General features: G+C 69.9%; 18 protein-coding genes. 15 read left to right on the top strand and 3 right to left on the bottom strand.

All coding sequences use genetic code 11. From position 1 onward, the window contains the following. Window positions 1-32: 32 nt before the first annotated feature. The 7 genes from GON06_RS17860 to GON06_RS17830 all read left to right on the top strand — a co-directional run bounded on the left by GON06_RS17860 (window position 33) and on the right by GON06_RS17830 (window position 9,417). Entirely contained in the window at window positions 33-1,112 is a 1,080-nt protein-coding gene (locus GON06_RS17860) for an ABC transporter permease (RefSeq protein WP_157313671.1), read from the top strand. A gap of 1 nt (window position 1,113) precedes the next feature. Further along, window positions 1,114-2,112, top strand: coding sequence for an ABC transporter permease (locus GON06_RS17855; protein WP_157313670.1), 999 nt, complete (start codon window positions 1,114-1,116; stop codon window positions 2,110-2,112). 34 nt (window positions 2,113-2,146) lie between these two features. After that, the gene (locus tag GON06_RS17850) at window positions 2,147-3,865 is read left to right on the top strand and encodes an ABC transporter ATP-binding protein (RefSeq protein WP_332837692.1); all 1,719 of its coding nucleotides are present in this window, start codon (window positions 2,147-2,149) and stop codon (window positions 3,863-3,865) included. A gap of 59 nt (window positions 3,866-3,924) precedes the next feature. After that, window positions 3,925-5,271 (top strand): GAF domain-containing protein, encoded by a 1,347-nt coding sequence (locus GON06_RS17845; protein ID WP_332837690.1) that lies wholly within the window; start codon window positions 3,925-3,927, stop codon window positions 5,269-5,271. A gap of 108 nt (window positions 5,272-5,379) precedes the next feature. Further along, window positions 5,380-6,930: an acetaldehyde dehydrogenase ExaC gene (exaC, locus tag GON06_RS17840; protein ID WP_157313669.1), complete on the top strand. Its 1,551-nt coding sequence runs from the start codon at window positions 5,380-5,382 to the stop codon at window positions 6,928-6,930. After that, window positions 6,930-7,322 (top strand): DUF779 domain-containing protein, encoded by a 393-nt coding sequence (locus GON06_RS17835; RefSeq protein ID WP_157313668.1) that lies wholly within the window; start codon window positions 6,930-6,932, stop codon window positions 7,320-7,322. The genes exaC and GON06_RS17835 overlap by 1 nt, the downstream gene beginning before the upstream one ends. 61 nt (window positions 7,323-7,383) lie before the next feature. Then, complete coding sequence (locus GON06_RS17830) at window positions 7,384-9,417, top strand: ATP-dependent helicase (protein WP_198346757.1); 2,034 nt, start codon at window positions 7,384-7,386, stop codon at window positions 9,415-9,417. Between the two features lie 10 nt (window positions 9,418-9,427). Here the strand turns inward: GON06_RS17830 and GON06_RS17825 are convergent, their stop codons facing one another. From GON06_RS17825 to GON06_RS17815, 3 genes are all read right to left on the bottom strand, one after another. Continuing rightward, window positions 9,428-10,570, bottom strand: a complete 1,143-nt coding sequence (locus GON06_RS17825; protein ID WP_157313664.1) for a hypothetical protein — start codon at window positions 10,568-10,570, stop codon at window positions 9,428-9,430. Next, window positions 10,567-11,523 carry a hypothetical protein gene (locus GON06_RS17820; RefSeq protein WP_157313662.1) on the bottom strand — a complete coding sequence of 319 codons (957 nt, stop codon included), beginning with the start codon at window positions 11,521-11,523 and terminating at the stop codon, window positions 10,567-10,569. The genes GON06_RS17825 and GON06_RS17820 overlap by 4 nt, the downstream gene beginning before the upstream one ends. A gap of 118 nt (window positions 11,524-11,641) precedes the next feature. Beyond that, window positions 11,642-12,568, bottom strand: coding sequence for an LLM class F420-dependent oxidoreductase (locus GON06_RS17815; protein ID WP_157313660.1), 927 nt, complete (start codon window positions 12,566-12,568; stop codon window positions 11,642-11,644). Window positions 12,569-12,645: 77 nt separating this feature from the next. Here GON06_RS17815 and GON06_RS17810 point away from each other — a divergent pair, with 77 nt between their 5' ends. The 8 genes from GON06_RS17810 (at window position 12,646) to GON06_RS17775 (ending at window position 20,841) form a co-directional block, all read left to right on the top strand. Further along, entirely contained in the window at window positions 12,646-13,425 is a 780-nt protein-coding gene (locus GON06_RS17810; protein ID WP_157313658.1) for a hypothetical protein, read from the top strand. Window positions 13,426-13,491: 66 nt separating this feature from the next. After that, on the top strand, window positions 13,492-14,598 hold the full coding sequence (locus GON06_RS17805; protein WP_157313656.1) for a glycosyltransferase family 2 protein: 1,107 nt from the start codon (window positions 13,492-13,494) through the stop codon (window positions 14,596-14,598). Window positions 14,599-14,698: 100 nt separating this feature from the next. Further along, window positions 14,699-16,051, top strand: a complete 1,353-nt coding sequence (locus GON06_RS17800; RefSeq protein WP_157313654.1) for a polysialyltransferase family glycosyltransferase — start codon at window positions 14,699-14,701, stop codon at window positions 16,049-16,051. A 103-nt stretch (window positions 16,052-16,154) separates the two neighbouring features. After that, window positions 16,155-17,393 (top strand): acylneuraminate cytidylyltransferase, encoded by a 1,239-nt coding sequence (locus GON06_RS17795; protein WP_157313652.1) that lies wholly within the window; start codon window positions 16,155-16,157, stop codon window positions 17,391-17,393. Window positions 17,394-17,593: 200 nt separating this feature from the next. Then, window positions 17,594-18,466 (top strand): N-acetylneuraminate synthase family protein, encoded by an 873-nt coding sequence (locus tag GON06_RS17790; RefSeq protein ID WP_157313650.1) that lies wholly within the window; start codon window positions 17,594-17,596, stop codon window positions 18,464-18,466. Continuing rightward, window positions 18,463-19,839: a DUF6716 putative glycosyltransferase gene (locus GON06_RS17785; RefSeq protein WP_157313648.1), complete on the top strand. Its 1,377-nt coding sequence runs from the start codon at window positions 18,463-18,465 to the stop codon at window positions 19,837-19,839. Before GON06_RS17790 ends, GON06_RS17785 begins: the two co-directional genes overlap by 4 nt. 115 nt (window positions 19,840-19,954) lie before the next feature. Next, window positions 19,955-20,320 (top strand): 30S ribosomal protein S6, encoded by a 366-nt coding sequence (gene rpsF / locus GON06_RS17780; protein WP_116241639.1) that lies wholly within the window; start codon window positions 19,955-19,957, stop codon window positions 20,318-20,320. A gap of 5 nt (window positions 20,321-20,325) precedes the next feature. Next, window positions 20,326-20,841: a single-stranded DNA-binding protein gene (locus GON06_RS17775; protein WP_157313646.1), complete on the top strand. Its 516-nt coding sequence runs from the start codon at window positions 20,326-20,328 to the stop codon at window positions 20,839-20,841. The last annotated feature ends 6 nt before the right edge of the window (window positions 20,842-20,847 follow it).

The raw sequence follows: 20,847 nt of genomic DNA, 5'->3' as shown, positions 1-20,847 counted from the left end.
CTCGCCCGAAGAACGCAAGAACGAGGTACCCCATGGCCGACGAGGTCGTCGACGCCCTCATGCCCGCCCAGCCCCGCAGCCGCTCCGCCGGCGGCGGACTGTGGCGCTACATCGTGATCCGCCTGCTGCTGATCATCCCCACCGTCCTGATCCTGGTGACGACGGTCTTCTTCCTGATGCGGATCACCGGAGATCCCATCACCGCCGCCCTCGGCGGTCGCCTGCCACCCGACCAGTTGGCGCAGCGCGTTCACGAGGCCGGATTCGACCGGCCGCTCATCGTGCAGTACCTGGAGTACCTCGGCGGCATCCTGCGCGGTGACTTCGGCACCACGCTCACCGACCGCCGTCCGGTGACCGAGATCCTGCTGCAGTACGGCTCGGCGACGCTCGAGCTCGCGCTGTACGCCCTCATCGTCGCGCTGCTGATCAGCATCCCGCTGGGCCTGATCGCCGCCTACCGTCGCGACCGCTGGCAGGATGCGACGCTGCGCGTCATGGCGATCCTCGCGTACGCCACCCCGATCTTCTTCGCCGGTCTGCTGCTCAAGCTCATCTTCTCAGTGTGGCTGGACTGGCTGCCGGTCTCAGGCCGCGGAAACACCCGCACCGAACTGCTGATGGCGGGCATCGACACGCCCACCGGCATCTACCTGCTCGACGCCATCCGGCTCGGCAACGGCCCGGCGATCGGCGACGTGCTGCAGCACGCGATCCTCCCGGCCATCGCGCTGGGCCTGCTGACCGCCGGCGTGTTCCTGCGCCTGATCCGCACGAACGTGATCGGCACGCTCGGGCAGCAGTACGTCACCTCCGGCCGGTCCCGCGGGGTCAGCGAGTACCGGCTGCTCACCAAGCACGCCTACCGGCCGGCACTCATCCCGATCATCACGGTGATGGGCATGCAGATCGCGATGCTGCTCGCCGGCGCCGTGCTCACCGAGAGCACCTTCGAATGGAAGGGCATCGGGTTCATGCTCGCCGAGTACCTGAAGGCGCGCGACTTCGTCGCCGTACAGGGCATCGTCGTGATGATCGCCGTGGTCGTCGCGGTCACCAACTTCATCGTCGACATGGTCGCCGCGATGATCGACCCGAGGGTGAGGTACTGACATGGGTGTCATCCCCGAATCCACCGACCTCCCCACTCCGAAGACGGAGGCGCTCGCCGCCGTCCCGCCGCGCAAGAAGCGCTGGACCGAGCGTCTGCCTGTCGTCTCGCACCTGCGGCAGAGCGTCGGGCTGCAGCGCGGGATGCTGGTCACCGGCCTGATCATCACCGCGGTCTTCATCCTGGTGGCCGTCCTGGCCCCGGTGCTGGCGCCGTACGGCTGGGCGCAGCAGCAGACCGATGCCGGCGTCTCGTTCGGCACCCGCCAGCCGCCGAACGCGACCAACCTGCTCGGCACCACGGTCTCGGGCTTCGATGTGCTGTCGCGGGTGATCTGGGGAGCGCAGACCGCGCTGCTCGTGATCATCGCGGCGATCATCTGCTCGATCTTCGTCGGCATCGCCCTCGGACTGCTCGCCGGGTACTTCGGCGGATGGCTCGACCGCATCCTCGTCGTGCTCGCCGACGCGATCTACGCGTTCCCGTCGCTGCTGCTCGCGATCGTCATGTCGATCGTGATCAGCCATGGGCAGTCCAACCTGCTGGGCGGCATCATGGCGACGGCGATCGCGATCACGGTGGTGTTCGTGCCGCAGTACTTCCGCGTCATCCGCGCCGAAGTGGTGCGCGTGCGCGCCGAGCCGTTCGTCGACTCGGCGAAGGTGATCGGCGTGCCCACGCACCGCATCCTGCTGCGGCACGTGCTGCGCAACTCGGTGCGCACGCTGCCGGTGCTCATCACGCTGAACGCATCGGAGGCGCTGCTGACCCTCGCCGGTCTCGGCTTCCTGGGCTTCGGCATCGAGGCGACGGCAGCGGCCGAGTGGGGCTACGACCTGAACCGCGCCATGGGCGATGTCACCAGCGGCATCTGGTGGACCAGCGTGTTCCCCGGTCTCGCGATCGTGCTGGTGGTGCTGGGCATCACCCTCGTCGGCGAGAGCCTGAACGATCTGAGCGATCCGCGACTGCGCACCCGCCGTCGTGCAGGAGGTAAATAGTCATGCTTGTACTGAGCGAGCGGAGCGAGTCGAAGTGACGGATGTCGCAGAGATCCGCGATCTGCGGGTCGTGTTCGCCACCGACGGCGAACCCGTCGAGGCCGTGAAGGGCATCTCCCTGAGCGCGAGCTCGGGCGAGGTGCTCGCGATCGTCGGCGAGTCCGGCTCGGGCAAGACCGTCACCGCGAACACGCTGCTCGGGCTGCTGCCCGAGACGGCCACCACCTCGGGCGCCGTGATCGTGCGGGGCCGCGAGGGTGGCGAGACCGACATCGTGCACGCCTCGCAGGCGAAGCTGCGTGCGATGCGCGGGCGCGATGCGGCGATGGTTTTCCAGGAGCCGTCGACCGCGCTGAACCCGGTCTACACCGTGGGGTGGCAGATCGCCGAGGGCATCCGCGCCCACACGAAGCTGTCGAAGAAGGATGCCCGGGAGCGGGCGATCGACATCATGCGGCGCGTCGGCATCCCGTCGCCCGAGAAGCGCGTCGACGACTACCCGCATCAGTTCTCGGGCGGGCAGAAGCAGCGCATCGTCATCGCGATGGCGCTGGTGCTGAACGCCGGGCTGATCATCGCAGACGAGCCGACCACGGCGCTGGATGTCACCGTGCAGGCCGAGATCCTCGACCTGCTGCGCACCTGCCGCGACGAGTTCGGTGCGACGATCGTGCTGATCACGCACAACATGGGCGTGGTCGCCGACCTCGCCGACCGCGTGATCGTGATGTACCAGGGCGACATCGTCGAAGAGGCCCCGGTACAGGAGCTGTTCTCGCACCCGCGTGAGGAGTACACGAAGAAGCTGCTCGCAGCCGTCCCGCATGTCGGGCAGGGCAAGTCGGCCTCTGCCCCTTCTGTGGGCACCTCGGATCCTGAGCGAGCGAAGCGAGACGAAGGACCGCACGTCGCCCCGCCCGTTCCCGAGGGCAGCCTGATCGTGGCATCCGGCGCCGAGATCGGCTACCCCGGTCGCTTCGGCCGGGGCGCGGTCATGGCGGTGAAGGGCGTGGACTTCCACGTCGGGCCCGGTGAGGTCGTCGGCCTGGTGGGGGAGTCCGGCTCGGGTAAGACCACGATCGGCCGCGCCGTCGTGGGCCTGACCACCGTGCTCGGCGGATCGCTCACCGTGCTCGGACACGAGATGCGAGGCGCGAAGACCCGCTCGCTCACCCCGCTGCGTCCGCAGATCGGATTCGTGTTCCAGGACCCCGCGACGAGCTTCAACCCGCTGCTGACGATCGCGGAGTGCGTCGCCGAGCCGCTGATCGTGCACGGCCGGGCATCCGGTCTCTCGGCCGCCCGCCCCCGGGTGAACGAGCTGCTCGACGCGGTGCGTCTGCCTACGAACTTCGGCGACCGGTATCCGCACGAGCTGTCCGGCGGCCAGCGTCAGCGCGCGTCACTGGCGCGCGCCCTGGCGCTGGATCCGAAGCTGCTGATCGCCGACGAGCCGACCAGCGCGCTGGATGTCTCGGTGCAGGCGACCGTGCTCGAGCTGTTCACGCAGCTGCAGGCCGAGCTCGGTTTCGCGTCACTGTTCATCAGCCACGACCTGGCCGTGATCGACGCGGTGTCGGATCGCATCATCGTGCTGCAGCAGGGCGAGATCAAGGAGCAGGGCACGACCGCTCAGGTGCTCGGCGATCCGCGCGATCCGTACACCCGCGAGCTGCTCGCCGCCCTGCCCGTGCCCGATCCGGTGGCCCAGGCCGAGCGCCGGGCGCAGTGGGAGGCGGTGCGCCGGCACTAGCCGATCCGGCCGCGCCCCGATCTACACTGTGTACACCCGTCAGTGCCGATTGGAGTCCTGTGCCGCCGTCGTCCTGGTCCTCCTCCCGTGACGTCTCTCCGGAGGCCTCGCGCCTGATCATCGAGCGCGCACACGAGGAACTCGTCGCCGGCAACCTGGACGATCGCCGGCTGGAACAGGTGCGCCCGCTGATCCGCGCGTCATGGGAGCGCGCCTGGCAGGACCGCATCGGTGCGGAGGGCCTGCCACCGCTGGAGTTCACACCGGAGGCGCTCGAGGCATATCGCTCCGGGCATCCGCTCGCCGGAGCTATCGAGTTGGTGCGCACGCTGCTGCTGCCCGGCTCCCCGGAGGAGTCGGGCGTGGTGGTCGCCATCGGCGACCATGCCGGACGCCTGCTCTGGGTCGAGGGCGACCTGCGGCAGCGGATGCTGTCGGGCGAGATGGGCTTCGTCGAGGGAGCGAACTGGTCGGAGAGCACGATCGGCACCTCCGCTCCCGGCACCGCGCTGACGCTCGGCCACTCCGTGCAGATCCACCATGCCGAGCACTACAACCGGCTCGTGCAGCCGTGGTCGTGCACAGCTGCTCCGGTCTTCGATCCGGAGACGCGCCGGATCCTCGGCGTCATCGACGTCACCGGCGGTGACGAGGCGGCGTCGCCGCAGGCCAGGATGCTGGTCGATGCCACCGCCCGTGCGGTCGAGTCCGAACTGCTCATCTCGCGTCTGCGCGCCAGAGCCGAGACCGCACGTCGACAGTCACCGCCGGCATCCACCGTCCGGCCCCTGCGGGAGACGCCGGAGCGCGCGCAGCTGCAGGTGCTCGGCCGCGATCGGGCCCGTCTCGACGTCGCGATTTCCGACGCCCAGTCGAGCGTCGAGCTCAGCGCCCGGCACGCCGAGATCCTGCTCATGCTCGCCACCCACAGGCAGGGGCTGTCGGCGGAGCGTCTGGCAGAGCTCGTGTACGGCGAGGGTTCGTCTCCGGACACGCTGCGACCCGAGATGGTGCGACTGCGCAAGGTCCTCGAGCGGATCTCGCCCGAGCTGGTGCCGCAGTCGCGGCCGTACCGGCTGTCGATCCCGCTCGAGACCGACGCGCAGAACGTGCTGTCGCTGCTGGATCGCGGGGCGCATCGCGTCGCGCTGTCGGCGTACCGCGGGCCGGTGCTGCCCGACTCCGACGCCCCCGGCGTCGTCGAGGTGCGGGAGAGCCTGCGGGGCATCCTGCGCGAGACGATGCTCACCGAGGCGAGTGTCGAGGTGCTCCTGGCCTACGTCGAGATCCCCGAGGGAGCGTCGGATGCCGCAGTCCTGCGACTCTGCCTGGAGATGCTGCCCGCCCGCTCGCCGCGGCGCGCGGGGCTGGTCGCCCGGATCGAGAAGCTCGAGCCGTCGGGATAGCGCGTCCCTCGCAACCGGATGCAACGTGGCGCACGGTCGTGCAACGTGGCACGACCTACCTTCTTCACATCGGACGGCACCGACGCCGCCGCAGTCGAAGGAGACACCATGACCATCGTCGAAGAGACCGCGTCGACCGCCTATGCGGCTCCCGGCCAGGCCGGTGCGATCGCGAACTACCGATCCCGCTACGGGCACTACATCGGCGGAGAGTTCGTCGAGCCGGTGAAGGGCCAGTACTTCGAGAACATCAGCCCGGTCAACGGCAAGCCGTTCACCGAGATCGCCCGCGGCACGGCGGAGGACATCGACCGCGCCGTCGAGGTGGCGTGGCGGGCGTTCGAGAGCTGGGGAAGGACCAGCCCCGCCGAGCGCTCCGTCGTGCTCAACAAGATCGCGGACCGGATGGAGCAGCATCTCGAGGAGATCGCCGTCGCCGAGACGTGGGAGAACGGCAAGCCCGTCCGCGAGACGCTCGCCGCCGACATCCCGCTGGCGATCGATCACTTCCGCTACTTCGCCGGGGTCCTGCGTGCGCAGGAGGGCGGCATCAGTCAACTCGATGAGAACACCGTCGCGTACCACTTCCATGAGCCGCTCGGCGTGGTCGGGCAGATCATCCCGTGGAACTTCCCCATCCTGATGGCGGTGTGGAAGCTCGCCCCCGCCCTCGCCGCCGGCAACTGTGTCGTGATCAAGCCCGCCGAGCAGACCCCCGCATCGATCCTGTTCCTGTTCGAGATCATCGGCGACCTGCTACCCGCCGGTGTCGTCAACATCGTGAACGGCTTCGGGATCGAAGCGGGCGCACCGCTCGCGCAGCACAAGCGCATCCGCAAGGTGGCGTTCACCGGTGAGACCACCACGGGCCGGCTGATCATGCAGTACGCCTCGCAGAACCTCATCCCGGTCACCCTCGAGCTCGGAGGCAAGTCGCCGAACGTCTTCTTCGAGGACGTCGCCCGCTCGACGAGCGATCCGTACTACGACAAGGCACTGGAGGGCTTCACGATGTTCGCCCTCAACCAGGGCGAGGTCTGCACCTGCCCCTCACGGGCGCTCGTGCAGGCGTCCATCTACGACGGATTCGTCTCCGACGGCCTCGCGCGGGTCGGGAAGATCATCCAGGGGAACCCACTGGATCGGAACACCATGATCGGGGCGCAGGCCTCGAACGACCAGCTCGAGAAGATCCTCAGCTACATCGACATCGGCAAGCAGGGCGGTGCGCGGCTGCTCGCCGGCGGTGAGCGCGTCGACCTCGGCGGAGACCTCAGCGAGGGCTACTACGTCGCCCCGACGGTCTTCGAGGGCACGAACGACATGCGCATCTTCCAGGAGGAGATCTTCGGTCCCGTGCTGTCGGTGACGAGCTTCACCGACTTCGACGACGCGATCGGCATCGCGAACGACACGCTGTACGGTCTGGGCGCCGGAGTGTGGAGCCGCAGCGGCGACACCGCCTATCGGGCGGGTCGCGCGATCGAGGCCGGCCGAGTCTGGACGAACACGTACCACCAGTACCCGGCGCACGCGGCGTTCGGCGGGTACAAGCAGTCGGGCATCGGGCGCGAGAACCACCGGATGATGCTCGACCACTACCAGCAGACGAAGAACCTGCTGGTGTCGTACGCCGAGGGCCCGATGGGCTTCTTCTGATGCCCGAGCAGTTGTCCAGGGTCGCCGTGTCCGCGGACGCGGCGGCCCTGCTGCGGCAGCTGACCGTCCAGCACGGACCGCTGATGTTCCATCAGTCCGGTGGATGCTGCGACGGCTCATCGCCGATGTGCTACCCGGTCGGCATGTTCCTCACCGGACCGGGCGACGTGAAGCTCGGGGATCTGGATGTGGGGCTGGACGTCCCTGTGGAGATGTTCATGTCGGAGTCCCAGTTCGAGTACTGGAAGTACACCCACCTCACGGTCGACGTCGTCGAGGGGCGCGGCGCGGGATTCAGCGTGGAGGGTCCGACCGGCATGCGCTTCCTGATCAGGTCCCGGATGCTGGATGACGCCGAGCTGGAGCACTTCGGGCTGGCGCCACAGGGCTGAGCAGGACGCAGCGGAGCCGCCGTCCGATTCGATGTCCGACCCCTGCCGTACCGTCGCCAGCGTGACGGACACCGCCCTGAGGAACGACAGCGACGCGCTCGCCGGGCTTGATGACACCCAGCTGCAGGCGGTCGAGCACGGGGATGGGCCGCTCGTGATCGCCGCCGGCGCGGGCACCGGAAAGACCCGGGTGCTCACCTCACGGGTCGCGCGCCTGCTGCAGGCGGGGGTGGCGCCCGAGCGCATCCTGCTGCTGACATTCACCCGCCGGGCCGCCGCGTCGATGATCTCGCGGGCGGCAGCCCTGTGCGACGACCCGCAGGCGGCGCAGCGGATCGTGGGCGGCACGTTCCACGCCGTGGCGCACCGCATCATCACCGAGCACGCGCAGCACCTGGGGCTGGCGGATGTCACGGTGCTCGACCCGGACGACGTGATCGACCTGCTCGACCTGTTGAGGTCGGAGTTCGGCCTGGACGGCACCGATAAACGACTGCCGACCACTCGCACCATCGCCGACATCGGCTCGCGCGCGATCAACACGGGCATCCCCGCGCGGAAGGTGATCGAGGAGCAGTTCCCGTGGGCGCTCGAGCACGCGGACGACATCCTCGCACTGCTGCGGCACTACAGCGCGCGCAAGCGCGAGCGCGGTCTGCTCGATCTCGACGACCTGCTCATCGCCTGGCGCGCGCTGGTGCGCGACCCCGACGTCGGCGCGCGACTGCGCGCGCGGTGGGACTGGGTGCTCGTCGACGAGTACCAGGACGTGAACAGCCTGCAGGTCGACATCGTGCGCGGGCTCGCCCCCGACGGACGCGGCCTCACCGTCGTCGGCGACGACGCGCAGGCGATCTACGGTTTCCGCGGAGCCAGCGCCGGGCACCTGCTCGACCTGGCGTCCGCCTTCCCCGACACCACGCTCGTGCGGCTGGAGCGCAACTTCCGCTCCACGCAGCCGATCCTCGACCTCGCGAACGAGGTGCGCCTCGGCGAGCTCGGGTTGCGCCTGCGCGCAGACCGGCCGGATGCCGGCATCCGGCCCTCCCTCGTCGTGTGCCGCAACGCCGACGACGAGGCGCGCACTGTCGCCGACCGCATCCTCGAGGCGCACGTCGACGGCCTGCCGCTGCGCGAGCAGGCCGTGCTGATGCGCACCGGATCGCACAGCGCCCTGCTCGAGGTGGAGCTGAAGGTGCGGAACATCCCGTTCCACAAGTTCGGCGGCATCGGCTACCTCGAGACCGCGCACGTGCGCGATCTGCTGGCCGGGTTCCGCGTGGTGCTCAACCCGTCCGACGAGGTGTCCTGGTACCGGCTGCTCACCCGGCACCGCGCGATCGGCAAGGCCTCCGCGCGCGGGCTCGCGGCGATCCTCGCCGACGGCGGCATCGACAGGGCATCGGATGCCGTGGCCGCAGCGCCCGCGAAGGCGCGCACCGGCCTCGCCTCCACGCTGTCCCAGCTGGGCGCGGTGGATGCCACGACGACCGTGCCCGAACTCGTCGAGGCGTGCCGCGCGGCGATCGACCCGCTGCTGCGGGCGCACTACCCCGACTGGCAGCGCCGAGTGACCGACGTCGACGGCATCGCCGAGGCGGCAGCCCGACAGTCCGACCTGCGCACCTTCGTCAGCGAGCAGGCGATCGATCCCGTCGACGTCTCGGGGGACTGGGCCAAGAAGCCTCACCTCGACGAGGACTGGGTGACGCTGTCGACGATCCACTCGGCGAAGGGGCTGGAGTTCAGCGCGGTGCACGTGATCCGCGCGACCGACGGTGCGATGCCCTCCGACATGGCGCTGTCGTCACCGGCGGGACTGGTCGAGGAGCAGCGGCTGTTCTACGTGGGGCTCACCCGGGCCCGCGACACGCTCGACGTCTACGCGCCGGCGCGGCTGCCCACGCATCCGACCTCGTTCCTCGCCAAGCACGTCATCGCCAAACCGAGCCGCTTCCTGCCTGCCGAGGCGCGGGCGCTGATGGACGCCGTCGACACGGCGACCGGGGAGGTGCAGGGCGGCGAGCCGGTGTCGGTCGGTGCCCCGGTCGGGGCGAGAGTGCGACTGGACGAGTTCGACGACCTGTTCGCGTGAGATCGCCGGATCAACGGAAGAACAGTGCCAGTCCGCCGAACAGCTGCGGCAGGATCCACAGTCCGGCGATCAGCGCGAACGCGATGATCGTGATCCACGGCACTCCGCGGCGCAGCCGGCGCCCCTGCGGGGCGACACCAGGCGGCGGAGCCAGCATCCCGACCGGGGGAGCGAAGGGCAGCGCCGCGGATGCCGCGACGGATGCGGCGCCCGGCACGGCGGCAGGCGCCGCCGGTGCGACCGGCAGGTGGTCGTCCCGCCAGCGTGCCCACTGGTCGAACTTCGTCAGGAGCGCGCCCACGGTGCCGAACAGCCAGGCCCACGTCGCCGGGTCGACCGTCGAGACCGGACGCTGCATGTAGAGGAACAGCCAGTCGTCGACGATCTCCACGTCGAGCTGTGCGGCGTGATCGATGAACCGCGCCATGATGTCCGGCGTGAACAGGTACAGCGCGTCGCGCTCGTAGCCTTCGGGGCAGTACAGGGTGAAGTAGTCGTCGAAGTCGCCCTCGAGCGACAGTCGCTGATCCTTCGAGAAGGATGCCGGCAGGTTGCTGCCCAGCGCGTTGTTGCCGAGCGCGTCCAGCACGATGTTCGGCAGCGGCACGTCGAGCTTGACCGCGATGTAGCCCCAGCTGTGCGTCGTGGAGTTCTTGCCGGAGCCGGTCGTGTACTGGAAGTTGCCGAACTCCACGAACCGGGGCTGATGCCCGCGCAGCGCGAGGTCGGCGTGCCGGGAGTGGCCGTTGTGGAAGATCATCCCCGGCAGCGGCGGGTCGTCGATGCGCCCGACGAACTCCATGCCGTTCGCGGCGGCGAACCGGGCGAGCCGGTAGGCGTGGATGCCGCCGTTGCGCAGATTCACGATCAGGATCACGACGACCACGATGAAGGCCGCGCCGATCAGCAGGAACGGCAGCAGCGCGGCGAGGCCGAAGCCGATCTCTCCCGAGGCGACGCCGATGAGGACGGGCACGAACACCATCGGGACGACGGTGACCGCGAGCAGCGCGAACACGACGATCACGATGATCGTCGACGCGGTGGCGCCGCCGGCCCGCCCGCGTGCGCGCTGCTCCCTGCGGAACGCGCGCACGGCGCGCATGTCCACCGGATCGGTGAGCGGGCGGGCGTCGAAGGTGGCGCCGGTCATCCGCCCACCTCGTCGCCGTCCCAGCTGAGGTCGGCGTCCTCGGCGATCACGAAAGCCTCCAGGGCGGGATCGGCCACGAGCGCGGCGATCAGCGCCGCCGACCCGGCGACGACGGTCGAGTCGAAGTCGATCTCGCTCACCATCACCCAGGACCGGTCCTCGGGCCAGAGCAGGTTCGGATGCTGCGCCGCGACCGGGAAGCCGTGCTCCTCTGCGGGTCGATCCCGCCAGGGCGCGGCCTCGACCCAGGCCGGGTCGGCGAACGTCGACGCTCCGGCGGCGAACGTCACGTACTCTCGGCCGGGAAGCTCGAGTCGCGGAGCCTTCGAGATCTCGTCGGAGAGGATGCCCGGCTGCCAGGTCGGCTTGCGGAACGGGTTGTTGAACGGGTCGTGGATGCTCTGGCGCATCACCTGCTCGTGCACGGGGTCGCCGCCCATCTCGAGGAAGACGCGAGACGGAGCCTCCCCGAAGAACCCGACCAGGTGGCCCCACCCCTCCCAGATCGCCGCGACCCCGGCATCCGGTGTCGTCGTGTGCGCCGCGAGATGTCGCGCGATCAAGGCGAACAGCGCAGGAGTGAGCACGCCCTCGTCGGGCGAGGTGAACTCGCGTCCGTCTGGTGCGATCCTGACGTTCCAGTCCTCCTCGGGCGGCGTCCGCACGATGCGCTGCCACTGGGCGAGCGGATGCAGGGTCGTGCCGAATGCGGTGGCGGTCTCGGCCCAGGTCGCCGGTTCATCGACCAGGCGGTCGAACAGTGCCTCGCGCTCAGCCTCCGGCATCCGCTCCCATTCTGAGCCCGTCGGCACGGCGCGGTCCGGCAGCGAGCGCACCTGCGCAGGATGCAGGATGCGGGCGTACGCCGCGAAGCCATGCGGCACGACGCCGAGGTTCTCGTCGAGTCGTTCGCGCAGCCAGTCGCCGATGCCCGGGTCGCCGATCCAGTCCATGGGCACAACGGTACCCGGGTCGACTCGTGGCCAGAGTGAACGAAATCGCAGTCATCGCCTCGCCGAACTCGCCAGTTGGCGGGTGCCGGAGATCGTGCAGAGCTGAGTCGCGTGCGCGTCAGCGCACGCGCGGCAGGACCTCGCCGCCCAGGTAGTCGATGTGCTCGGTGTCGCGCAGATCCATCAGTTGGAAGTGGATGCGATCGACGCCGAGCGCGCGCAGGCCGTCGATGCGCTCCGCGATCGCGTCCGCGTCACCCACGACGGCCGCGCTGCGGCGCACGTCGTCGAGCGTGCGTCCGGCTGCTTCCGCGCGACGCCGGATGTCGGACTCGGTCGCACCGGCGAACGTGGGCAGGGCGACGGACATCTTCAGGGTTCCCGGGTCGCGGCCGATGGCCTCGCAGGCCGCGCGTACGCCGGCGAGCTTCTCCGCGACGACGTCGTCGGGCTGGAAGCCGATGTTGAACTCGGTCGCGAAGCGCGCGGCGATCGCCGGCGTGCGCCTCGGTCCGCCGCCGCCCACGACCACGGGCACTCTGGTCTGCACCGGCTTCGGCAGTGCGGGGGCGTCCTCCAGGGTGTAGTGCTCGCCGGAGAACGAGAACGTCTCGCCGACGGGCGTCTGCCACAGCCCGGTGATCACGGCCAGCTGCTCCTCCAGCATCCCGAACCGGCGCGCGGGGAACGGGATGCCGTAGGCGCGGTGCTCCTCTTCGAACCAACCGGTACCCAGGCCGAACTCCGCCCGTCCTCCCGACATCGCGTCGACCTGCGCGACCTGGATGGCGAGGATCGCCGGGTAGCGATGCGTCGCCGAGGAGACCAGAGTGCCGAGCCGGATGGTCGAGGTCTCGCGGGCGAGGCCGGCGAGCGTCGTCCATGCGTCGGTCGGGCCCGGCAGGGGAGATCCGGAGCCCATGCGCATGTAGTGGTCGGAGCGGAAGAAGGCGCCGAACCCGTTCCGCTCGGCGGCGAGGGCGCAGGCCAGCTGGTCGTCGTAGCTGAAGCCCTGCTGCGGCTCCGTGAAGATCGTGAACTCCATGGGGATCACGGTAGCGGCCGAAGGTTCCTCGATTAGAGTTGTTGGCCCGCAACCCGATGCGTGACCGGAGGTTTCCCGTGCCCGAGAACCAAGTCGAGCGAGGCCTGCGCCGTCGCACCGTGCTGAAGGGTGCCGCGTGGTCGGTGCCGGTGATCGCCGTCGCGAGCGCCGTGCCGATGGCGTCGGCGTCGGGGGAGCCGGTCGACCCGTGCATCGCGGTGCCGACGGGCACGTTCTTCGTGGCTGGAGGCGCGTTGATGGCCGACGGCGCGCTGGGAGTCCCGCCGACCGCGAACGGGCAGTTCGGCACGGGGTGGACGCCGCCGAAGGATCCGACTTACGCCGATGGCGTTTGGACGCAGACCGACTACGCAGCGGCTCCGACGCCGGCCAGCTGGTGGCAGACCGGCGGGGCCAGCCCCTCGACCGAGGTCGGTTTCCTGTCGCTCGACGACAACGACAACAGCCCGAACGGGACGGGCGAAGCCTCGGTGGTCACGGGGACGCTCACCTATTCGGTGACCGCGGGCACTGAGTACACCTTCGCCTTCCCGATCTATGCGTCCGCCGACTACCTCGGCTGCCAGTATCTGAGCATCGACATCAGTGGACCTGGCGTGGAGCAGCAGGGAGCGGTGCAGGGCTACTTCGGTGACCCCGCGATCACGGATGTGCCCGCGGGCGTCGGCGCCTATCCGCATTTCGCCGAGACGCAGTCGCCGACGGCGACGTTCATGCCGACGTCCTCGGGGACGCTGACCTTCACCTATACCTTCACGCTCGCGCACGTGAATGGTGGGCAGCTCAAGAACGCGGACCTGTTCGTGAAGGCTCCGCTGCTGACCAACTGCGGCTGACCCGGCGTCACCTCGCGTTCACCCTTGTGACGCCCGCGCGTCACATCGATCGCGCACGATCGGCTGATGGCCGCACCGCTCGTGACCGTGATCCTCCCCGCGAAGGATGCCGGGGAGTACATCGGCACGACCCTTGAGACGCTGACCCGGCAGTTCGATGATCCGGGCGCGCTGAAGCTCGTCGCGATCGACGACGGGTCCGGCGACGGCACCGGGGCGTTGATGCGGCAGTACGCCGCACGGTTCGACCGGGCCGAGGTGGTGACGAACCCGCATCCGCGAGGTCTCGCGACGGCGCGCAACCAGGGGCTCGCGCACGTCGAGGGTGACGCGTTCTGCTTCCTCGACGGGGACGACTGGATGCAGCCGCGCCGGCTCGAAGTGCTGGTGCGGGCGCTGCAGGAGCTGCGCTGCGACTTCTTGCGCACGGACCACGTCACGGTGAAGCGGGGCGAGCGTCGGCTGGTGCGTGCCCCGTTCACGCACCGCGGTGTGGCGGCTGATCCGCGCACGGCGATCCTGCCCGTCGACGATCGCAGCATGGTCGACTACCCGTATGCCTGGGCCGGAATACTGCACCGACGGGTGCTCGACGAGGGACTCGCAGAGTTCTCCGACGGGCTGTTCACGGCTGAGGACCGGCCGTGGATCTGGCGGCTGCACCTGCAGGCGTCGTCCTTCGCCGTCGTCGACGCGCCGCACCTGCTGTACCGGCGCGGGGTGACGGACTCGCTGTCGAAGACCCTCGACCGCCGGCAGCTGGACTTCACCCGAGCGCTCGGCGAGGTGCTGGACCTGGTTGAGCGCGACGCCGAGGCGGAGAAGCTGATGCCGAAGGCCGTGTTCACCGTGCTTGCGCTGAGCTCGCACCACCTCGTGCGCGCACGCCGGATGCGGCCTGCTGTGCGGCGGGAGCTGCGCTCCGGTATCCGCGAACTGCTCGCCCGGCTGCCCGCCGACGCGGCGTCGGAGGCGATCGCGCGGATCGGCGGCCCGCGTCGCCGCGTCCTCGCCCGCACGCTCCGGGAGGCAGAGCGATCCCGCGCCTCGTCGCCGACCGTGCCTTCCCCGCTCCGGTCTCACTCGTTGCGGGTGTCTGGGAGCTTGGACCCGCAACCGTTGCGACCGGAGTCGGCGGAGCAGCTGCCGGCTGGACAGGGGAACTCTCGATGACCACGGTGCCCCTCGTGCTCCGGTCTCACTCGTTGCGGGTAGTGAGCCGGCTCCGCCTATACCCGGTGAGGCCGGAACAGGCGGAATCCGTGGGCGCCCGATGATCCAGGTCTTCGCGCTGCACAGCGGCTACGGGCTCATGACGGCTGCCGCGGCGATCGACGGCGGGCTGCTGGGCGACGCCGAGCGCCTGTTCGTGCCGATGAACACGGCGAAGATCCCCGAGACGGCCATCGACCTGGCGACCACCCCGCGGTTTCGCACGCTGCGGTCGCGCTTCGACCGGATCGAGCCGCTGAACCCGCTGATCGATCCGCGGCATCCGACATCCTGGCGTCCTCACGACCAGGACCTGCCGATGCTCGAACGGCTGTTCCGCCGCGCGTGGGCGCTCGGCGACGACGACATCGAGCTGTACGCGCAGTCGCCGCAGATCGCGCCCGCGCTCACCCTGATGACCCTGTTCCGCGACGCGCGGCTCGGCGTCATCGGCGACGGACTGATGACCTACTCGCCGATCCGCAGCAGGCTGCCGCGGCAGGTCACCGAGCGGGTCACGCGGGTGGTCCATCCCGACGTGGTGCCCGGCGTCGAGCCGCTCGTGTTCGCCGAGACCGGAGCGGAGCGGATGCCGGTACCTGCGGCCGTCTTCGGCGACGCCCTGGGCGAGGTCGGCGACGCCGCACCGGATGCCGCGCTCGACGCGCTCGCCGCGGACGGGCGCCGCACCGCGCTCGTGCTCGGGCAGTACCTTTCCGCGCTGCGCCTGGTCTCGGCCGCGGAGGAGTCGGCCATGCAGGTCGCGATGATCGATCGGGCGGCGTCCGCCGGAGCCGAGCGCATCGTGTTCAAACCGCATCCCTCGGCGGCACCCGGCCTGGTCGACGCTCTCGCCGCCCGCGCTGCCGACCGGGGCGTCGGGTTCGCGGTCTACGACGGTGACCAGCCGGCGGAGTACGTGGCGCAGCGATTGGACGCCACCGACGTCGTCGCCGGATTCTCGACAGCGCTGCCGACGCTGCGCGCGCTGTCCGGCGTCCGTACGCACGCCGTCGGCACCGGCACCGTGCTCAGCAGGCTCGCGCCGTACGAGAACAGCAATCGGATGCCGGCGACGATCGTCGATGCGCTGGAACGGGACGCCTTCACCGCGCCGGGATCGCTGCAGCGGCTGGTCGACGCGGTCGGATACGCGATGCAGCCCGAGATCATGGCGCATCTGCGATCGGAGGCCGTGTCGTGGGCGGCATCCGTGCCGGCATCGGTTCGGGAGCGATACGTGCAGGCGGAGCGCCTGCGCGTGCTCGACCTGCCCGGAGCTCCCGCGGCGTCGCCGCTTCAGAGAGCGCTCGAGTCGACCGGCGGCGTCGGACGTGTCGAGGAGCTGCGGCTCACCGCCGCAGGTGCGAAGCGCCGCGCCCACCGTGCGTGGAAGGCGGTGATGGGCCGGTGACGGGAGCGGATGCTGCGCTTCGCGCGGCTGTTGTCGGTACGCGCGGCGCGTTTCTGCGCCGCGCGAGCAAGGAAGTGCCGCGGGAGCGAGTGAGGGACGAGTAATGAACGACAACGGGCTGACGGTCGCGATCATCCCCGCGCGCGGGGGATCGAAGGGCGTGCCGGGCAAGAACCTGCGCCGGGTGGGCGGGGTGCCGCTCGTCGCGCGAGCGGTGCGAGCTGCAGCATCCGCCGTCGATCTCGTCGTCGTGAGCACCGACGACGCGGAGATCGCCGACGTCTCGCGGGCTGCCGGCGCGCGGGTCATCGATCGCCCCGCCGAGCTCGCGGGAGACGATGCCTCGTCGGAGAGTGCGCTGCTGCACGTCCTCGATGTCCTGGAAGCCGATGGTCTGCAGGCCAGCACGGTGGTGTTCGTGCAGGCGACCTCGCCGTTCATCCCGGCTGATGGGATCACCGAGGCGGTCGCCCTCATCGAGGGAGGCACCTACGACAGCGTGTTCTCCGCCTGCGAGACGTACGGGTTCCTCTGGCGGCGGGATGCCGGGGGAGCGGCTGTCGCGATCAACCACGACGCCGCGCATCGTCCGCGCCGCCAGGACCGCGAGCCGCACTACCTGGAGACAGGGGCGTTCTACGCCTTCGACGCCGTCGGGTTCCGCCGCTTCCGGCATCGCTTCTTCGGGCTGGTCGGCATCGTGACGGTGCCGGAGCACACCGCGATCGAGATCGACGACGAGCACCACCTCGCCCTGGCAGAGGCGCTCGCCGCGGCATCCGGTCTGCGGCAGGATCTCGGAGATCTGCCGCGTTCCGGAGCAGATCCCGCGAAGTCCTCCGAGATACCGCCGAACTCCGAAGAACCGGCGGCAGCGATCCCCGCGCTCGCCCTGGTCACCGACTTCGACGGCGTCCACACCGACGACACCGCGAACGTCGACGAGCACGGGAACGAGTCCGTCCGGGTCAGCCGGGAGGACGGCATGGGTGTCGCTCGGCTGCGCCGGGCGGGCGTTCCGATGCTCCTCCTCTCCACAGAGCAGAACCCCGTCGTGGCCCGCCGGGCCGAGAAGCTGCAGGTGCCGGTGCTGCACGGCGTCGACGACAAGGCGTCGGCGCTCGCCGCATGGGCCGCCGAGTGCGGCATCCGGCTCGAGGACATCGCGTACGTCGGCAACGACGTCAACGACCTCGGCCCGCTCGGGATCGTCGGCTGGCCGGTCGCCGTGGCGAACGCGCATCCGCAGGTGAAGGCCGTCGCCCGCGTCATCCTGACGCGCCGCGGCGGAGAGGGAGCCGTCCGCGAGGTCGCCGAGCGGATGCTGGCCGCCCGGGTCTGACCGCAGTCCGGACCACCTGCAGGCATTCCGCCCGTCCCAGCCCGGGAACAGGCCGGTTCCTGCCTGCATCCGTCGTTCCTGCCTGCATCCGTGACGACCTCCGCCTGACATCCCTCCGTCACCGCCCCGCCTCCCGGGGTTCACCTCCCGCCCGTAGACCGGAGGGAGGGGACCGGAGACCCAAGGAACGGAGCGTCATCATGACCGTCAGCATCGGAGATCGCGTGGTCGGCGGGGGCCGTCCCACGTACGTCATCGCGGAGATCGGCCTGAACCACAACGGCGACGTCGAGATCGCCAAGAAGCTCATCGACGTGGCACGCGAGGCCGGCGCCGACGCGGTGAAGTTCCAGAAGCGCACCCCCGAGATCGCCACGCCGGAGCACATGCGCGACGTGCCGCGGGAGACGCCCTGGGGCACCATGACCTACCTCGACTACCGTCGCCGGGTCGAGTTCGGCCGCGACGAGTACATCGAGATCGGCGACTACGCCACGATGGCAGGACTGCACTGGTTCGCCTCACCGTGGGATGTGCCGAGCGTCGACTTCCTCGAGGACCTGGGCGTCGTCGCGCACAAGGTCGCCTCGGCGAGCCTCACCGACACCGAGCTGCTGCTCGCCCTGCGCGAGACCGGCAAGCCGGTCATCCTCTCCACGGGCATGTCGACCATCGAGCAGATCGACCGTGCCCTGGACACCTTGGGCACCGACCGCACGATCCTCATGCACGCCACATCGACGTATCCGATGGAGCCGGGCGAGGCGAACCTCAAGATGATCCCCACCCTGCGCGACCGCTACGCCGGTGTGCCGGTCGGATACTCCGGTCACGAGCGCGGTCTGCAGATCTCGCTCGCCGCGGTCGCCCTCGGCGCGGTGGCCGTCGAGCGGCACATCACGCTGGACCGCGCGATGTGGGGATCCGACCACGCCGCCTCGCTCGAACCGGGCGGTCTCGAGCGCCTCGTGCGCGACATCCGCGTCATCGAGGAGGCGCTCGGCGACGGCGTCAAGCGCGTCTATCCGGGCGAGCTCGCCCCGATGGCCAAGCTGAGGCGCGTGGGAGCATGACGTACCCGGGCAGCCGGGCCCCGCGCCTGCGGGTGGTGGCGATCGCCGACGCGGATTCGTTCGTGAAGTGGTCGGCCGCGCTGATGGACCGGGTGCCCGACATCAGTCAGCACATGCTGCTGGTGCGCACTCCGCTGGTCGTCAGCGACGCGCAGAAGCACGCCGCGCTGGCCGGCACCCGCTTCGCGGAGGATGCCAGGTCGGTGACCCGGATCGCGCACGCCGACGTCGCGTCCTGGCTGGCCAGGGACCGACCCGACGTGATCGTGCTCGCCGGCAGGGCGCCGTTCGTCCGTCTGCTGGGCCGCGAGATCGACCGGCTCCCCGAGCGGCCCATCGTCGTGAGCGGGCTGCCTGGTATGTCGATCCCCGCGCTGCGCGGTGCGCTCGAGTACCGACGGCACACCGACCTCATGGTCGTGCACTCCCGCCGCGAGGTCGCCGCGTACTCCCGGCTCGGCCGCCGGATCGGCGTCACCGTGCCGATCGCGCTCGCGACGCTGCCGTACATTCCGGATGCGGCGGACCAGGGCGCGCCGCGCTCGCCGCTGCGCGGCACCGAGGCCGAGCTCCTCACCGGACGAGGCACGGATCTCGTGTTCGCGGCCCAGGCGCTCGTGCCCGCCGCGCACGAGGAACGTCGCCGGATCGCCGAGATCCTGCGCCTCGCGGCGGTCGCCGATCCGACCAGGCGCGTGGTCGTGAAGCTGCGCGCGCGCCCAGGCGAGGTCGAGACGCACGAGGAGCGCGACCCCTACACCGACCTGCTGGAGGACGCCCCGGACAACCTCGTGCTCTCCTACGCGCCGATGTCCGAGGCCTTGGTCACCGCACAGGGGCTGGTCACCGTCAGCTCCACCGCGGCGATCGAGGCTCTGGGGTATGGAGTCCCCGTGATCGTCCTGGACGAGTTCGGGGTGCGGCCAGAACTGCTCAACCAGGTCTTCGAGGGCAGCGAGCTCGCCGGCTCCGCCGATGACGTCGTCGCGCGGCGATTCCGGTATCCGGATGCCCAGTGGGCGGCGACCAACTACTTCCACCGGCCGGACGAGTCGATCTGGTGGGACGAGGTGCGCCACCTCGTCGCGCTGCGTCGTCGCGGTCTGCTGCCGGCACGCACCGTGCCGAGGCCGCGCGGCGGCGCACTGCACGCGGCGTGGCACCGCAAGAGCGTGCTCGGCGCAGAGGACCGCACCCTCAGCGGCGCGATCGCCGGTCTTGTGGGCGCACCGATCGCGGCGGCCCTGCTGGCCAGGAAGCGTCGCCGCGCGGCATCCGACGGCAGGGAATGGCAGGACGAGGCGAACGACTTCACGCTCGCGCCCTCGCCGCTGGTCGAACCTGTGAAGAGGCACGCCGCCGTCATCCGCTAGACTGTTGTGGTTGTCTGCCCGCCGGCACTCTGCCGAAGGCGTGGACGACGTGCAACACACCCTCCTGCTGCCGGGAAAGTCCCGGGAGCCGTTCTAGTCCGAAGGAGGTGGGTAAGTGACGCACCAGTACGAGCTCATGGTCATTCTGACCCCTGAGCTGGACGAGCGCCAGGTTGCCCCCAACCTCGACAAGTTCCTGAAGGTCATCACTAACGATGGTGGCTCGATCGACAAGGTCGACATCTGGGGCAAGCGCCGTTTCGCCTACGAGATCAACAAGAAGACCGAGGGCATCTACGCCGTCGTGAACTTCACCGCGACCAGCGAGGCCACGGTCGAGCTCGACCGCCAGCTGAAGCTGAGCGAGCTCGTCTTCCGCACCAAGGTCCTGCGCGCCGAAGAGGCACAGGCAATGGTCGCTGCGGAGGCCAAGCGCGCTGCTGACAAGGCTGCTCGCAAGCCCAAGGCTGCGAAGGCGTAAGCATCATGGCCGGCGAAACCGTCATCACCGTGGTGGGCAACCTCACCGCCGACCCCGAGCTGCGGTACACGCAGAACGGGCTGCCGGTGGCGAACTTCACCATCGCCTCGACCCCGCGCACCTTCGACCGTCAGGCGAACGAGTGGAAGGACGGCGAAGCGCTGTTCCTCCGCGCCTCGGTCTGGCGCGAGTTCGCCGAGCACGTGGCGGGCTCGCTGACCAAGGGCATGCGCGTCATCGCCCAGGGCCGTCTGCGTCAGCGTTCGTACCAGGATCGGGACGGCAACAACCGCGTCTCGATCGAGCTCGAGGTCGATGAGATCGGCCCCTCGCTCCGGTACGCGACCGCTCAGGTCACGCGAGCAGCATCCACCGGCGGAGCCGGTGGCGGTGGCAGCTTCGGCGGCGGGCAGTCCCGTCCGCAGCAGCAGGTCTCGGAAGAGCCGTGGTCGACCCCCGGCTCGTCGAGCGCCGACGCCTGGAGCACTCCGGGCAGCTTCGGCGACGACACCCCGTTCTAAAGAACT

The organism is Microbacterium sp. MAH-37 (genome assembly GCF_009758255.1).
Taxonomy (GTDB): domain Bacteria; phylum Actinomycetota; class Actinomycetes; order Actinomycetales; family Microbacteriaceae; genus Microbacterium.
Note: the sequence above shows the minus strand (reverse complement) of the source record. Positions and strands in the feature narration are given on the sequence as shown.